Below are 15,289 nucleotides of genomic sequence, written 5' to 3' on the forward strand. Positions count from 1 at the left end.
TGCGGCGTGTCAGCGACTCAGCGCTTTTCGTACTCGGGAACGAAGGCGCGCAGCACTTTGGTTTTGTCATCGCCATCATATTCATAGAGCCGATCAAAACTGGCCCCTTTGGCGGCAAAGGTATCCATCAGTTTTTTGGGGTAAAATGACGGTTTCACATCTTCAAACCCCGGCAGGGAGGCGAGCAGCTGCGACGTGGACATGGCGCAATGAGATTGCGCCACGGCCGGATGCGCCATCACCTTGCGCAAGGCCAGCTCTGCAACCTCGGGAGAAACCTCAAGGGTCTGGATTACAACATGATAGGTCTCGCGCGCGTGAAAGCGGGTGTATTGATCCACCATATAAGGGGTCATGCCGTAAACCGTATCGTTGTAGGACACGATCTTGGGGTGACGGAATGTGCCGGCCGGGTCAAAGGCGACGCGCTGGCTGCCATTCACGAGGATGGATGTATGCGCCCCAGCCCCGCTGCGGTTGGAGAGCATGGTGTAGAGCGTGATCGAGGGCGGCCCGTCATGGCGATAGGCTGCGCGCGCCACCTCATCGGGGCTGCTGCCGCCCTTGTTGGGCACTGTACAGGCCGTCAGCGTGGCAAGCGCGGCCAACAGGGCCAAGATACGCAAAACGAAACTCATGAACCCGCCCCCTTTGGGTGCTGCCTGTGGATCAGGTGCGGAACAGCGCCAGCACGATCAGAATAAAGATCGACACACCCGCAACCCAAGTCGATGCCTTGATGAATCCGGTGAAGGTTTTTTCCTGAACTTCGATGTTCATGGAGCCATGTTCGTGTTCGGCCATTGTGAATGTCCCTATGTCTTTGGTTTGCTGGCTGGATACTGCAAATTTCCGGCGCTGTCACCACAGCAAACTGCGTCATTACGAAACAATTGCAAGGGTCTGGCGTGCCAGAAACTTGGCGAGCGAGCGCCTAGGTATTTTCATCCAGATCTTGGGCGAGGCGAAAACCGATCCGTTTGGGTTCGGCCGTTTCCGGCTGTTTTGGCAGCGCACGCAATGTCACGTTCAACTGGCTAACATGCTGTACCAGCTGGGTTTTTGCGCCGCTGGTGTCTGTGCCATAAAACGTGACCATATCCGGGTCGAAAAACCCCATGCCCTCGATGCGCAGCACGCCGGTGTTGCCGCCGGTGAAGCCCATGGCAATCTCGTGCTCATTGTCGAGCTGTTTTTCAAAGTTCTGGATATAGAGAATCAGCCGCTCATAGGCCCATTCCGCTGCGCTTTTGTTTTTGATCGGCTTTTCCGAAACTTTGGTTGGCAGATCTTTGGCGCATTCGCCTTTTTCGGCGTCCACCTCATAGCGGCGCGGCAGGGCGGCGGCCTCTTCGGCCTCTGCAGAGGTGCGTATCTCGTTATCCATGGCTCATTCCTTCATCTGCCACAGCCAGGCCCCATCGGCGCGGCGCGTGCGGGTGGCCTGCCCACTGTGATACAGATGATTGAGATGGGCAATCGCCTCGACCAGCGCCAACCCATATTCACCTTTGCCAATGCTGCGTTTGAACAGCGCCGGAAAACAGTCACCCGCTGTCTTTGGGGTCGCGATATGGGCGCGGAGACGCTGCAGCGCGCCATGGTGGTTGTCGATCAATTGCCGCATGCGTGTCGGCAGGCCCTTAAAGGGTAATTTATGGCCGCCCAGCACCAGATTTTCAGGTCTAGCAAAGGCGGACAGCCTTGTGCAGCTCTCCATCCAGTCGGCGACGGGGTCAGCGTCGGGTTCGGTGGCATAGACCCCTATATTAGAGCTGATCGAGGGTAGGATCTGATCGCCAGCGATCACAAGATTGTCATCGCGCGACCAGAAGGTCAGATGCTCTGGCGCGTGCCCGTGACCAATATGCACGTCCCACTGACGCCCCCCCATGCGAATCGTATCGTCCTGCTTCAGCCGCCGAAATCCCAGCGGCAGCGCATAGACCACATCGGCAAAATTAAACGGGCGTTCGGATTTGCGTTCGTCGAAAATGGCCGCGTCCATCCCGGCGGCGCGGTAAAATTCCAGCGTTTCTTGCCGGGGCACCGCCTGTTCATCCAGTTGCAGCATGCGCGCAAACAGCCAGGCCGTCCGTGAGGTCAGCAATTCTGCGCCAAATTCGGTCTGAAACCACCCGGCGAGGCCGATGTGGTCCGGATGGTGATGGGTCGCAATGACGCGCGTAATCGGTCGCCCATCCAGCGGTCCGTCCAGCAGTTTTTGCCAGATCGCGCGGCTGCGACGAGAGGACATGCCGGTATCCACCAGCGTCCAGCTGTCCCCGTCATCCAGCGCATAGACATTGACATGATCCAGCGCCATGGGCAGCGGCAGGCGCATCCAAAGCACGCCTTCGGCGACCTTAATCGCCTCGCCCTCCGCCGGTGGCTCGGCCCAAGGATAGCGCAGACCGGTTTCGGCTGGCACGGCTTGCGTCACACGCCCAAATCTTCGGCGCTCAGCGCGTAAATATCCCCTTGGCCGGCTTTGGCATGCGCTAAAAGCCCCTCATGTTCAGGCAACAGGCGCCGGATGTAGAACCGCGCAAGACGGGTGCGCGGGCCTTCGCCGCCTTCGGCGCCGGCAGCTTTCAGGTGATAATGCGCACCTAGGATCCGGGCAAAACCCGCAAGATAGGGCACGCAGCCCGCAAAACGGTCGTTCAGATCCGTTTGGGACACCATCCATTCCGTGGCTTCGCGCAGCGTCTCGCTGGCCTGCCAGACCGCTTCGGCCATCCGGGGGCGGCTGGCGCGGGCGGTCTCGGCAAACTGCTCAACCTCGTCGATCAGGGTCTGGGCCATTTCGCCGCCATCCATCATCTTGCGCGCCACCAGATCCATGGCCTGAATGCCATTTGTGCCTTCGTAGATCGAGGTGATGCGCACATCGCGCAGATATTGCGCTGCGCCGGTCTCTTCGATGAATCCCATGCCGCCATGCACCTGTACGCCGGTATCCGCCGTGCGAATGCCGACATCGGTGCCAAAGGCCTTGGCAATCGGGGTCAAGAACGCCCCGCGCGCGCGCCAGTTCTCTGCGCCTGTGGCCTGCGCCATATCAAGGGCCAGCGCACATTCCAGCCCAATGGCGCGGGCGGCGAAAATTTCCGATTTCATGGTCGCGAGCATCCGGCGCACATCGGCGTGTTCAAAAATCGCACCGCTGCCGTCGGCGACCGGCGTGCGGCCTTGTTTGCGCTCCTGCGCATACTCTAGCGCCTGCTGATAGGCCGCTTCGGCCACGCCGACCCCTTGCATGCCCACCCCGAGACGTGCGTTGTTCATCATGGTGAACATGCATTTCATGCCGTCATGTTCCTGGCCGATCAGCCACCCGGTCGCGCCGTCATATTGCATCACTGCCGTCGGAGAGCCATGGATACCAAGCTTATGTTCCAGGCTCACCACCTTCAGCGCATTGGCAACACCGGCTTCGCCGTTTTCGTCCGGCAGGTTGCGCGGCACCATAAACAGGCTGATGCCTTTGGTGCCTTTGCCGCCATCGGGCAGTCGCGCCAGCACCAGGTGGCAGACGTTTTCGGTAAAATCGCAATCACCCCAGGTGATAAAAATTTTCTGCCCGGTGATCGCATAGGTGCCATCTGGGTTTCGCTCGGCCTTGGTGCGGAGCGCGCCGACATCCGAACCGGCCTGCGGCTCTGTCAGGTTCATCGTGCCGGACCATTCGCCCGAGTTCAGTTTTGGCAGATAAAGCGCTTTGATGTCATCAGAGGCATGGACCTCAAGCGCTTCGATATTGCCCTGCGTCAACAGGGGGTTCAGCTGCAGCGCCAGACACCCCGAAGCCATCATTTCGCCCACAGCCGTGGCCACGGAGAGGGGCAGGCCCATACCGCCGTGCTCCGGGTCGGCCCCGACGCCAACCCAGCCACCTTCGGCAATGGCTGCGAAAGCCTGGGCATAGCCCGGCGCGCTGCGCAGTGCGCCATTTTCCAGCACGGATGGTGTCAAATCGCCATTGCGATTGACCGGGGCAAGCACATCCTCACAAAGACGGCCCGCTTCGGTCAGAACTGCTGTCACAGTGTCAGGATCTGCCTCGGCAAAGCGCGAGGTCTGTTGCACTTGATCCAGCCCGACGATGTTGGCGTAGATGAATTCAAACTCGGAAACGGGCGCGCGGTATGGCATCTGATTTACCCTTGGCAGTTGGCAATGTTAAAATTGACGAGTATGCAGCTTTGTCAACAACCCTAAGCTCGGGCGTATTCCCCGCCTATCATAACGCGGCGTCAGACCCATGAATGACCTAACGACTCTCACCCTGCCGCCAGATGCGCGCGGCTATGCCAAGGCCAGCGCAATTTGGCAAGCAGGCGGGCTTGTGTCTTTCCCGACAGAAACGGTCTATGGGCTGGGCGCGGATGCGCGCAACGATCATGCGGTGGCCGGGATTTTTGCCGCCAAGGAACGGCCAAGTTTCAACCCCCTGATCGTACATGTCGACAGCATCGCGCATGCGCAGAAATACGTGATTTGGTCGGCTGCCGCCGATCGGCTGGCACAGGCCTTTTGGCCCGGTCCGCTGACATTGGTGTTGCCACTTAAGGAAAACGCAGGTCTTTCGCCTCTGGTCACAGCGGGTCTGCCCACATTGGCCATTCGACTGCCCGCGCACCCGGTTGCGCAGGCGCTTCTGGCGACCTTTGGCGGGCCGGTGGCGGCACCGTCGGCAAACCCTTCAGGCCGCATCAGCCCCACCCGCGCAGCACATGTTCTTCAGGGGCTCAGCGGCAGAATTGACGCGGTGCTTGATGGTGGGGCCTGTGACGTCGGGCTGGAAAGTACCATCGTCGGTCTGGCAGATGCGCCAATGCTGCTGCGTCCGGGCGGTTTGCCTGCCGAAGCGCTTGAGGCCGCGCTGGATGCCCCGCTGGCGCAGCACGGCGGGGATGACCCGCTGGTTGCCCCCGGGCAGATGCAATCCCACTACGCCCCGGGTGCGCCGGTACGGTTGAACGCCGAAAGCGCGGCGGAGGGCGAGCTTCTGCTGGGGTTTGGCGCGGTAGACTGTGACCTTAACCTATCAGCAGCGGGCGATCTGCGTGAGGCTGCTGCCAATCTATTTCACCACCTGCACGCGCTTGATGCGCGCGCGGCGCGCGCCATTGCTGTGTCACCCATTCCAATGCATGGTTTAGGCGCGGCCATCAACGATCGACTGCGCCGCGCTGCCGCGCCGCGTGATCGCTAGGCTCAGGCGTGCCCGGCGCTGGCCGATAACGTCAGCGGATCAATTCCCAATGTATTCAGCGCCGCGCCCCATTTCTGATCGTCTGCGGTGTCAAACACCAGTTCAAGCGCAGGATCACAGATAAGCCAGCCATTGTCGGCAATTTCGGCCTCCAGCTGCCCCGGCCCCCAGCCGCTATACCCCAAGGCCAGAATGGCCCGATCAGGCCCGCCGCCTTCGGCCATATCCTCCAGCACATCAAGCGTCGCAGTCATGGCAAAGCCGGCTTTGACCTCCAGCGTCGAAATCTCGGAGCGGTAGTCTGCAGAATGCAACACAAAGCCGCGCCCACTTTCGACCGGACCGCCAAAGTGCAGCGGAAAATCTCGGCTGGCGTGCCCTTTGGCAATCGAAAGCTGTTCCAGCAGATCAGAGAACTGCATCGAGCCCATGGTTTTATTGACGATCAGCCCCATGGCCCCATCGTCGTTGTGGGCACAGAGATAAACAATCGAATGCGCGAATCTTGGATCCCCCATGCCCGGCATGGCGATCAACATCTTTCCGGTTAGCTTCAGCGGTTCAGCGGCTATCTGCAAAAGACCCTACCTTCCTACGCAAAGCGCTTAGCCATTGTGAGAGCTGCGATGCCATCGCGCAAGCAATTTCGCAATTAAGTCAGGGGTTCACGCCCTGCCTCGCCGGAAAGTGAATTGGCTTTTCTGCACCAATCGCGCATGTCTGAACCATGTTGAAGCACTGTATTCTGGCTGGATTGGCCGCCCTCTCTTTGATTGTACCACAGCGCGCTGCCCTCGCGCAGCTGCTGGAGCAGCCCGCCCACGCAGACATTCTGCCCGGCTGGCGACAGGCCGATGGCACCCATGTCGCGGCGTTGCGCATCGTTCTGAAAGACGGCTGGAAGACCTATTGGCGCGCGCCCGGCGATGGCGGCATTCCGCCCCGGTTTAACTGGTCAGGTTCGCGTAACCTAAAGGCACTGCAACCGATCTGGCCCGCACCAAGCGTGTTTTTGCAAAACGGCCTGCGCTCGGTCGGCTATGAACGCGAGCTTTTGCTGCCTTTTGCCATCGCCCCACGGCGCGCCGGGGCCGATATCAAACTGAGCGGCACGCTAGAGATCGGTGTCTGCAAAGACGTCTGTATCCCCGAGACCTTGAAAGTGGTCGCTGTTCTGCCCGGTACCGCCACCGAGGTGGACCCACGGATCGCTGCGGCTTTGGCGGCACAGCCCTATAGCGCACAAGAGGCCGGTGTCAGCACCGTGGAGTGCCATATGGATGCAACGCCGGACGGTATTCGTCTCAGCGCGACCATTCAAATGCCCGATGCCGGGCGTGAGTTTGCAGTGATCGAAACTGACAACCCAGAACTTTGGGTGGCAGAGGCCGCCCTTGCGCGGCGCGGCGCAACACTGAGCGTCAGCAGCGAGATCATCCACGTGGAAAACGACCCCTTTCTGCTGAATCGCGATGGGGTCCGTATCACCGTGCTTGGCAGCAAATATAGCGTTGATATCAAAGGCTGTCGCGCCGGGTGATGCGCTTTTGTCAAATTGGTAAAGTCACCCGCACCTGATAATGGGTCTCGCCGGGGTCTGCTTCGACCGTCGCCCCAAAATCAGTTGCCAGCTGCGCCACAAGCATTGATCCCAGTTTGCTCGACGAGATCGTGGCGATTGGCTGCGCGCGCTCGATCTTATTGCGCACGATGATCTCTGCGGCGTCGGCCTTTGTGTGCAGCGTGACAGAGATATCTGCACCGCCTTCCTCGTGCAGGCCATATTTCAGTGCATTTGTCAGCAGCTCATTCATGATCAGCCCAAGTCCACTGGCCTTATCGCTCGGTATGTGACGCTCCTCGCCAGTTACCGTCAGGCAGATGTCTTCTTCCGGCAAATCCGCGGTCTGCCGAAGTGTTGCAACAATTTCCGAAAGCAAGGACTGCAGCGACACATCGATACGATCCCCGCTGAGCTGCATCAGCCCATGGGTGCTGGAAATCGCGCCAATGCGGGCTTCTAGCGCGCTCAGGGAGGCCAGCGCATCTTCGACCTCACCGCCCGATTTGCGCAGCGCGCTTTTTTCGGAGCGCAGCATTGCCATCGCAATGGCCAGAGAGTTTTTGATCCGGTGATTGGCTTCATCAATCAACGCCTCGCGCAGCGACAATTCCCGCGCCAGCGCTTGACGGTCCATTTCGACATCGGTCAGATCCACAAGGCTGCCGACCAGTTTTTCGCGCCGATCCTCGGGGTCCGTCACAACCTCGGCACGCACGCGCAAATACCGTGTGGTGCCGTCTTTCTGCGGTACGCGATAATCCAAAGAGGCCATCGTGCCGCGCGGCGCGGCAAAAACGCGATCTACTTCAGCATGAAAGAAGGGCAGGTCTTCCGGGTGAATACGCTCAAGGAAGGGCGCGGCCTTGTCTCCGGCCTCGCCCGGTTCAAATCCGAACATTTCATCCACGGCTGCGCTGCGCTCAAGGCGACCGCTCGCAGGGTCATAACTGAATTGGCTGATCGCAGCGGTCACTTTGGCCATGCGGCGCAATGCGTCAGACAAATGACGGTCCAACTCTTGTCGCGTCACATCCTCGGCAACTTGCAAGCAGGCAACAACCTTGCCATCGCGCATGACCGGCGACGTGCGGATGATCCAATGATATTCGGCATAATCGCCGTTCTCAGTGGTGAGATCATAGCGGTAGGGGCCAATTTCTGTGGCCGTCCCGGTTTCCATGATCTGGGCAACCGTATCATAGATCGCCTGCTTTGCAGCACCGCCGTCTTCGGCATCTTCGCTGGGCGGAAACGCTTCGAACATGCCCATCCCGACCACATCACGCCCTTCGGATGCCGACATCACTTCATGCGCTTTGTTGCGCCACAGCAAGGTCAGCTTGTTATCCGGTGCAAACAGGAGGGCCGCAAAATTGGCCTGGGAAAATGCGTCTACGACCAACGAAATCTGTTGGCTGAGCCTGTCGTGATGATCGCTTAAGATCTCTTGCCGCATCGTGATTCCTTTGGCCAGCAATTGAGTTTACGGCCATTCACGTTAGACGCGAAGCGTAAAACGACAGAGACGCAGCTGGTCTGGCGTATTCACACGCGCTGACGACGCAAAAGACGCAGCGCCGCTGTCGCAAACACGGAGATCGTCAGGATCGCTGCGCCCATCACAAATAGCCTCAGAGCATCGGCAGAGCGCGCGCTATCCGCGTCAGGCAGCACGCTGTGCAACACCGGATTTACCTGCCCCGTCATGCCATGCCAGCCAAGTGTCAGTGCAAACCAAATCAAAATCACTGCGCCACTGCCCCAGAGCAGTCCGCGCATGGCCCGCGCCTGTGCGGCGCGGCGCAAGGCCACAAACTGGCGCGCAACATCTTGCTGCACCGCCAAAAGCGCGGGGACCACCAAGAGCACAAGCAGCATGCCAAATCCGAGACCATAGACCAAAGTGATCACCGTCGGCTTAAGGAACTGCGCCTGCTGGGAGCGTTCGAACAGCAAAGGTGTCAGCCCAAGCACCGTTGTCAAAGTGGTCAACATCACTGGGCGCAAGCGGTCGGCTGTGCCCTCGATGATCGACGGCACCAGACCGCGCGTTTTGGCGTGTTCGTCAATGGTTGTCACCAGAACAATGGAATCGTTGATGATGATCCCGGTCATCCCCAAAAGCCCGACAACCGTGAACATCGACAGCGGCACATCATGGTAATGATGGCCCCAGATCGTACCAACAAGACCAAAGGGAATAATCGCCATGACCACCAGCGGGCGCGACCAGCTGGCAAAGACCCACGCCAGCACAAGATAGATGCCCGCCAGGCACAAGATCAGCCCATTGCGCGCGTCGGCCAGAAAGCTGTCTTCCTGCTCGCTCAGCCCGGACAGACGCCAATCCACCTGATGCACGCTGGCAATCTCGGGCAGAATGTCTTCGGAAAGCGCGGTTTCAATCGCCTCGGCCCGCTCAGGGTCGTCATCGGCGATATCGCCAGTGACAGAAATCACGCGAATGCCATTTTCACGGCGCACGGTGGAGAACCCGGTATTGCGGTCCACGCTGACGATATCCGCGAGCGCCACATAGGCCCCGTTGGGCGCGCGCATCATGCTGCGTTCCAGAAAATCAGCGGTCAGCTCACCGGCGGGCAGCTCAACGCGAATGCGGGCGGTGCGCGGCCCATCGGGATACCGCGCGGCCTCCAGCCCGTTCAGGCGATGGCGCAGATCACGGCCCAGCGCCTCAATGGTAAAGCCCAGCGCTTGGCCCTGCGGCGTTACCTCAAGCACCAGTTCCTCTTTGTCATAGGGCAGGCTGTCTTCAACCGCCGACACCTCGGGGAAAGGCAAGAGCGCTTCTTTCAGCGCTTCAGACGCCGCCTTGAGGGTCGCGGCATCCGCCCCAAAGAACTGCACATCCAGCGCGTCGCCCCCCGGACCAGAGCGCCAGCCCCGGAAACTCACGGTTTCGGCCAGCGGATGGTGCACAACGCGATCTTGCAAATCCGCTAGGAAGGCAAAACTCGAGTAGGGCCGCAGATCCGCGTCGATCAACTCGATGGCAATTGCGCCCAATTGATCCGCGCTGCGGTTTTCGGCCCCGGCCAGTCCGCGCCCGGTGTTGCCGCCAATTTCCGCCATCGCGAATAAGATCGGGTTGCTGCCATGCCGCGCTTCATATTCGGCGGCCACCTCTTCGGTGGCGCGCTGGAGTTCCTGCATCATCGCCAGGGAATCTGCGCGCGTCGCGCTGGCGGCCATGATGAAATTGCCCGAGATGGAGCCGCGCTCGGGCGCATTGAAAAAGCGCCACTGCACCTCGCCCTTCATGAACAGCGCCGCCTGAGAGGACAGCGCCAGCACGACCGCCGCCAGAACCGGATAGCGCGCCCAGATCACCCAAGCCATCAGCCGGCGGAAAATCACGTCGCGCAGCCAGCGGAACCCGCGGTTCACAACGCGGCTGGGCGCGTCATACCAATGTTCTTTTGCGCTATGGGCCAGCGCGTGGCTCATGTGGTTGGGCAGGATCAGGAAACATTCCACCAGCGAGGCGATCAGCACGACAATCACCGTAAATGGGATATCGATGATCAAATCCCCGAACCGCCCACCAATGGCCGTCAGACCAAAAAAGGCGATCACGGTTGTCAGCGTTGCAGAAAAGACCGGTAGCGCCATGCGGTTGGCGGCATTTTCCGCGGCCACAACGGGGCTCTCACCCAAGCGCCGCGCCCGCATGTCCGCATGTTCACCCACAACAATGGCGTCATCCACGACAATCCCCAAGGTGATGATTAACCCAAAGAGAGAGATCATGTTGAGGGTAATGCCCGCCAGATACATCAATGCGATGGCGGCACACATCGCCACGGGAATACCCGCTGCCACCCAAAAGGCGATGCGGGCATTGAGGAACAGGAACAGCAGCGCCAAGACCAGACCAAGCCCCATCAGCCCGTTATCCAGCAAAAGGTTCAAGCGCCCTGAAATCGCCTCGGCGCGGGTGCGGATCAACTCGATCTCGGTGCCCTCCGGCAGGGTCGCCTGCAGCGCATCGGCAACATCCTGGACCTGCTGCTGGATCGCGATGGCATCGCCTTTGGCAGAGCGATCAACGCGCACGGAAATCGCCGAATTGTCCCCCACAAAATAACTGCGATCGCGCCCGGCGCTCTCGACGATGATGGTCGCGAGATCCCCAATACGCAGCGCCGAGCCGTCAGAATTGAGCCGCAGCACAACATCCGAAATTTCGTCACTGCTGCGTTTGGCGACCCCTGTGCGCACCCGTGAATTGGCCCCGGCGATGTCCCCTGCGGGGTCGGCATCCACTTCGCTGGCAATGGCATCCGCGATTTCGCTCATGGAGATGTCGTGTTTGATCAGATTGACGCTGGGCACCTCGACAATCATGCTGGGCGCGGCCACGCCGCGAATGGTGGTCTGCGTGACGCCTTCGGCAAAGAGGCGCACGACAAATTCATCGGCAAAGCGGCCCAGTTGTTCCGGCGCAAGCGGGCCGGAAATGACAACATCCGTGACCCGATCACGCCAGGCCCCGCGCCGCACGCGCGGCTCATCCGCATCGTCAGGCAAGGTTGTGATTGTATCGACGGCGTCCTGCACATCATTCGCCGCGCGCGCCATATCCCAACCCGGTTCAAACTCCAGTGTGATCGACGCGCTGCCTTCGCTGGATCGCGCGGTGGTACTGGTCACGCCCTCAACGGCCAGCAGCACCGGCTCAAGCACCTGCACGATGGCGCCGTCGACATCCTCGGCCCCGGCCCCTTCCCACCCAACGCTGACGCGCACGTCATCTACGACGATATCCGGAAAAAACTGCGCGCGCATATTGGGGGCCGCGCTGAGGCCCGCCACCAGCAGCAAGACCAGCAGCAGGTTCGCGGCCGTCCGGTGACGGGTGAAATATGAAAGCAGCCCTCGGGCTTTGGGGGAAATTTCGCGAACCATGGCTTATCCCCCCATCCGGCTTTCCAGCCGGCTGACGATTTGCGCCGGAACCTGGGGTTGCGAAAGCTGGTCAATCATACGCTGTTTTCGATCTGCGGGGATGCGCTCATTGGCAGAGACGAAGGCCAGCAATTTGGCGCGGCGTTCTTCGGAGAGTTCCAGCAGATCTGCGGCTGGCGCAGCAGGCTGGGGGGCCTCGGCACCGGGCGTCACCGGTTTGACGCGGATGCCCGGGCCCAGCAGCGGCGTGAGCTGCGTGACAATATCGCGCCCATCCAGCCCCGGTGCGCGCACCAGCACATCATCCCCTTGGCGGCGCAATAGAGTGACCGGCAGCGCCTCAAGGCGGTTGTCGTCGGCGACCGCCATGACCCGCCCCTGCGCATCCACGGCAGAGGCCGGCAGGCGCACCACGTTTTGTATTGCATCTTCGGTGACAGACACGCTGACGAAATCGCCCGGTTTGAGCCCCCGCGCTGCTGTCAGGGTTGCGAAAATCAGGCGCCCGGTTTGCCCATCGCCCACAGCCGCGCTGTCCCGGCTGATCCGCCCCTCTGCGGACAGGACAAACCCCGAAACATCCAGTGCAATGGCGACCTCTTTGGGACGCAGTCGCCCGTCTTGGTCCAAAAGCCGGGCATATTGCGCCGTCGACACACGAAATGCCACTTCGAGCGCATCTGGGTCGATCAATCGCGCGAGGCGTTCGTTGGTGCTGACCAACCCGCCGCGAATGGCGGTGACATCTGAAAGAATTCCATCAAAATCCGCGCGCAGCGTCAGGTCATCCAATGTGCGCTGCGCTTCGCTGAGGGCAATTTCGGCGCGCTCAAGCCGCGATTTGGCTTGATCAATGCGCGCCTCGCCCTGCCCCAGCGCCTGCCGCCGCGAGAGCACCTGTTGGCGTGCGGCGGCGACTGAAAGCTCTGCCCCCTCGATCGCTGCGGCGGTGCCGACACCACGTTCTTCCAGATCCTTCTGCCGGTCAAACGCCTGGGTGCGCAGCGCGGCTTGCTCCTCGGCAGCGGTCAGATCATCGGCGGCCAATGCAAAGCTGCGTTCAGCATCACGCAGTTCGGCCCCTGCGGCACGCAATTCATTTTCTGCGCGCGCCAAGGCGGCCTCGGCCGTGGAGGGATTGATTTGCAGCAAGAATTGCCCCGCCGTCACCTGACCGCCTTCGCGGAAGGCCGGGTCCATTTGCACGATCATCCCGGCCGCTGAGGCGCGGATGTCAAGCTGACGCTGGCTTTGCACTTCGCCAAAGGCGGCGAGTTGCGGCGCAATGGTGTCTGCCGCAGCCCTGATCACATTCACCGTAAAGACACGCTCGCGCTGCTGGGGGCTGCGCGGTTCCTTGGACAGGCGTTCTTGCAAAGCCCCGGTAAAGAGCTGCGCCGCCATCGCCAAGAGTGCGACAGTGACCGAAAGCAGAAACAGGCCCGTTAAACTTTGCCGCAGGAAACGCATATCTTATCCTTCTGCTTTGAAGCGGATGCGGCAAGAAACCTCACGAAACTGGCCGCAAATAATATGTTATACGCAGCAGCATCGCATTTCCGTCAAAAAAACTTGCGATGTTTCATATTCACTTATCCGCGACTGACGTCAGCCTTTGCTGCGCTTAAGGTGTTCATCCAGCCTGGGCAGGATTTCGACGAAGTTGCAGGGCATGTGCCGATAGTCGAGCTGATAGGCCAGAATCTCATCCCAAGCATCCTTGCAAGCCCCGGAGCTGCCGGGCAGCGCAAACAGATAGGTGCCCATCGCGACACCGCCGGTCGCGCGGCTTTGCACCGCGGATGTGCCAATCTTTTGCATCGACACCATGGTGAACACGGTGGCAAATGCATCCATTTCCTTTTCATAGACATCGCGATGTGCCTCGACCGTCACGTCGCGCCCGGTCAGGCCGGTGCCGCCGGTTGAGATGATCACATCAATCTCAGACTCGGCGCACCAGGCGCGCAGCTGCGCGGCAATGTCATCTCGTTCATCCTTGACGATTTTGCGGTCCGCCAAAATGTGCCCAGCTTCGGTCAACCGCTTGACCAACGTGTCGCCACTTTTGTCTTGGTCCAGCCCACGCGTATCGCTGACCGTCAGGACCGCAATGCGCACCGGAATGAAGGGGCGGCTGTCGTCAATTCGGCCCATTAGGAACGCTCCAAAATAGCGAGCCGCAGCGCGAGCCCCGCAAAAATACCGCCGGTGATATACCCGATCCAGCGCTGGAATTTGGACGAGCTGGCCATGCTGCGTCCTAGACTGCCTGCAAAGATACCAACCAGCCCGTTCACCACAAATCCGCCAAAAGCGATGATTAAACCATAGGCCAGGAACTGCGCTAAGACAGAACCGCGCGTTGGGTCGACGAACTGGGGGACAAAGGCCAGCACAAACAAAATGACTTTGGGATTGCTGAGGTTTACCAAGAACCCTTGGCGAAAGGCCTGAAACGCTCCTAACGGGGCGACGTCACTTTGACGAACGGTGCTGCGCAATGCCGTCAGCGCAAGCCACAAGAGATAGGCCACACCAATCCAGCGGATCACGTCAAATACATAGGGCACGGTGGCCACAATAGCGCCCAAGCCCAGCCCTGCGAGCGTCATATGTACGATGGCACCTGCCGACACCCCTGCACTGGCAGCTACGGCCGCGCGTGGGCCAGACCGCAACCCTTGGCCTAAGCAAAACATCATATCCGCGCCGGGCGTCAGATTGAGTGCAAGGGCAGCGGGCACAAAGGCCAATAACAACAAGGGGTCCATCACGCCTCCATTAGGATCCATGCGTGAGGCGGGACTTGAGTGACAAGAGATCGTTCCAAGCGTCACGCTTGCGCTGCGGCTCATTCATCAAAGCTTCGGGCGGCTGCATCGGCAGCGCGGGTTTTCCAAACGCTTCGCCCCACTCCCCCCGCAGGCGGGTGATACCGCGTTTGCCCAAGGCCGCTTCGCAGGCGACATTGCCCATCAACACCAAAATATCCGGGTTGGCCAGTGCCACATGACGCGCCAGAAAGGGTGTCATCATGGCGATATCGGCCTGCCGCGTGGCCCAATTACGCGGCGGACGCCAGGGCAGAACATAGCTGACATAAAGCCCATTTTGCCGATCTTCAGCACTGCGATCTAGATCGATGGCGGCAAACATTTTGTCAAACAATGCACCAGCCGGACCCGCGAAGGGGCGTGAAGCCGCATCTTCGGCGCGATCGGGGGCCTCGCCAATGACCATGACCCGCGCCGCGGGGGCCCCTTCGGCAAAGACCATGGCGCGTGCGCCACGTTTGAGGGTGCAATGATCAAACTGCGCCATGGCGGCGCGCAGCGCTGCCAGATCTTGTGCCGCAGCCGCAGAGATTTTTGCGACCGCCACCGGGTCCACTTCGGGCGCGGGGGGCGGCGCTGCCGCCGCAGCGGGCGGCTTGGGCGCCTCTTGTTTGTCCGGCACCTCATAGCGATTGATCGGCGCGTCCAGAATGGCCTCGGTCGCGCCAAGCTCGACCTGCCAATCCAAGAGCGCGAGCGCGCCATGATAATCCAGTGCTGATTCCATGCGCTTACAGT

At 60.4% G+C, this 15,289-nt stretch carries 14 protein-coding genes; 2 read left to right on the plus strand and 12 right to left on the minus strand.

Annotated elements, in window-relative coordinates; translation table 11 throughout:
• Positions 1-17: 17 nt before the first annotated feature.
• From N6L24_RS12400 to N6L24_RS12420, 5 genes are all read right to left on the minus strand, one after another.
• On the minus strand, positions 18-638 hold the full coding sequence (locus tag N6L24_RS12400; protein ID WP_271845001.1) for a hypothetical protein: 621 nt from the start codon (positions 636-638) through the stop codon (positions 18-20).
• Between the two features lie 31 nt (positions 639-669).
• The gene (locus N6L24_RS12405) at positions 670-804 is read right to left on the minus strand and encodes an aa3-type cytochrome c oxidase subunit IV (protein WP_271845002.1); all 135 of its coding nucleotides are present in this window, start codon (positions 802-804) and stop codon (positions 670-672) included.
• A gap of 130 nt (positions 805-934) precedes the next feature.
• Positions 935-1,387, minus strand: a complete 453-nt coding sequence (locus N6L24_RS12410) for a DUF6173 family protein (RefSeq protein WP_271845003.1) — start codon at positions 1,385-1,387, stop codon at positions 935-937.
• 3 nt (positions 1,388-1,390) lie between these two features.
• On the minus strand, positions 1,391-2,443 hold the full coding sequence (locus tag N6L24_RS12415) for an MBL fold metallo-hydrolase (protein ID WP_271845004.1): 1,053 nt from the start codon (positions 2,441-2,443) through the stop codon (positions 1,391-1,393).
• Entirely contained in the window at positions 2,440-4,158 is a 1,719-nt protein-coding gene (locus N6L24_RS12420; RefSeq protein WP_271845005.1) for an acyl-CoA dehydrogenase, read from the minus strand. Before N6L24_RS12420 ends, N6L24_RS12415 begins: the two co-directional genes overlap by 4 nt.
• A 109-nt stretch (positions 4,159-4,267) precedes the next feature.
• Here N6L24_RS12420 and N6L24_RS12425 point away from each other — a divergent pair, with 109 nt between their 5' ends.
• Positions 4,268-5,221: an L-threonylcarbamoyladenylate synthase gene (locus N6L24_RS12425; RefSeq protein WP_271845006.1), complete on the plus strand. Its 954-nt coding sequence runs from the start codon at positions 4,268-4,270 to the stop codon at positions 5,219-5,221.
• 2 nt (positions 5,222-5,223) lie between these two features.
• On the opposite strand, the gene N6L24_RS12430 is transcribed toward N6L24_RS12425, so the two are convergent.
• Positions 5,224-5,760, minus strand: coding sequence for a YqgE/AlgH family protein (locus tag N6L24_RS12430; protein WP_271845203.1), 537 nt, complete (start codon positions 5,758-5,760; stop codon positions 5,224-5,226).
• Positions 5,761-5,948: 188 nt separating this feature from the next.
• On the opposite strand from N6L24_RS12430, the gene N6L24_RS12435 reads away from it, so the two are divergent.
• Entirely contained in the window at positions 5,949-6,761 is an 813-nt protein-coding gene (locus tag N6L24_RS12435; RefSeq protein ID WP_271845007.1) for a protein-disulfide reductase DsbD domain-containing protein, read from the plus strand.
• A gap of 10 nt (positions 6,762-6,771) precedes the next feature.
• Here N6L24_RS12435 and N6L24_RS12440 read toward each other — a convergent pair whose 3' ends face one another.
• The 6 genes from N6L24_RS12440 to N6L24_RS12465 all read right to left on the minus strand — a co-directional run bounded on the left by N6L24_RS12440 (position 6,772) and on the right by N6L24_RS12465 (position 15,278).
• Positions 6,772-8,241, minus strand: a complete 1,470-nt coding sequence (locus tag N6L24_RS12440; protein ID WP_271845008.1) for a sensor histidine kinase — start codon at positions 8,239-8,241, stop codon at positions 6,772-6,774.
• An 89-nt stretch (positions 8,242-8,330) separates the two neighbouring features.
• Positions 8,331-11,714, minus strand: a complete 3,384-nt coding sequence (locus N6L24_RS12445; protein WP_271845009.1) for an efflux RND transporter permease subunit — start codon at positions 11,712-11,714, stop codon at positions 8,331-8,333.
• 3 nt (positions 11,715-11,717) lie between these two features.
• Positions 11,718-13,184 carry an efflux RND transporter periplasmic adaptor subunit gene (locus N6L24_RS12450; RefSeq protein WP_271845010.1) on the minus strand — a complete coding sequence of 489 codons (1,467 nt, stop codon included), beginning with the start codon at positions 13,182-13,184 and terminating at the stop codon, positions 11,718-11,720.
• Positions 13,185-13,322: 138 nt separating this feature from the next.
• Positions 13,323-13,871 (minus strand): molybdenum cofactor biosynthesis protein B, encoded by a 549-nt coding sequence (gene moaB / locus N6L24_RS12455; protein ID WP_271845011.1) that lies wholly within the window; start codon positions 13,869-13,871, stop codon positions 13,323-13,325.
• Positions 13,871-14,491 carry a LysE family translocator gene (locus N6L24_RS12460; protein ID WP_271845204.1) on the minus strand — a complete coding sequence of 207 codons (621 nt, stop codon included), beginning with the start codon at positions 14,489-14,491 and terminating at the stop codon, positions 13,871-13,873. Before N6L24_RS12460 ends, moaB begins: the two co-directional genes overlap by 1 nt.
• Positions 14,492-14,498: 7 nt before the next feature.
• The gene (locus tag N6L24_RS12465) at positions 14,499-15,278 is read right to left on the minus strand and encodes a uracil-DNA glycosylase (RefSeq protein ID WP_271845012.1); all 780 of its coding nucleotides are present in this window, start codon (positions 15,276-15,278) and stop codon (positions 14,499-14,501) included.
• Between the last annotated feature and the right edge of the window lie 11 nt (positions 15,279-15,289).

Source organism: Cognatishimia sp. SS12 (assembly GCF_028369055.1).
In the GTDB taxonomy this organism is placed as follows: Bacteria; Pseudomonadota; Alphaproteobacteria; order Rhodobacterales; family Rhodobacteraceae; genus Cognatishimia.